General features: G+C 66.5%; 1 protein-coding gene. It reads left to right on the top strand.

What is annotated here, in order from left to right; genetic code table 11:
* On the top strand, window positions 1-465 hold a 465-nt coding region (locus ACODS3_RS26495; protein WP_489037005.1), incomplete at both ends, for a hypothetical protein.

The following is a 465-nucleotide window of genomic DNA, read 5'->3' as shown; positions in this document are numbered from 1 at the left end:
GCGGCGCGGCACAGACCCTGACCGTTACCGGCCTGCTGAACAACAGCCAGAACGGGCTGATCGACAGCGGTGCGGACCTCGCGATCACCGCCAACACCCTCGACAACAGCGCGGGCACAATCACCAGCCCGGGCAACGCCACCCTCGACCTGATCGGCGCCCTGACCAACACCGGCGGCACACTCGCCAGCGGCGGTGACTGGCTGCTCAAACGCAGCAGCGCCGTCAACAACCAGGGCGGGCAACTGATCAGCCAGCGCCTGATGACCCTCAACACCGGCACTCTGGACAACAGCAACACCGGCACCGTCGCCGCCAACGGTACCCTGCTGATCACCGCCACCGGCAAGGTCCTCAACCACACCGACGGTCTGATCTACAGCCAGAACGCGGGTGTGGAACTGGACGCCGCGAGCCTGGACAACACCCGGGGCGCGGTACAAGGCCAAAGCACCCTCAAGGTCG

The sequence above is a fragment of the Pseudomonas sp. FG43 genome (assembly GCF_057809175.1).
Note: the sequence above shows the minus strand (reverse complement) of the source record. Positions and strands in the feature narration are given on the sequence as shown.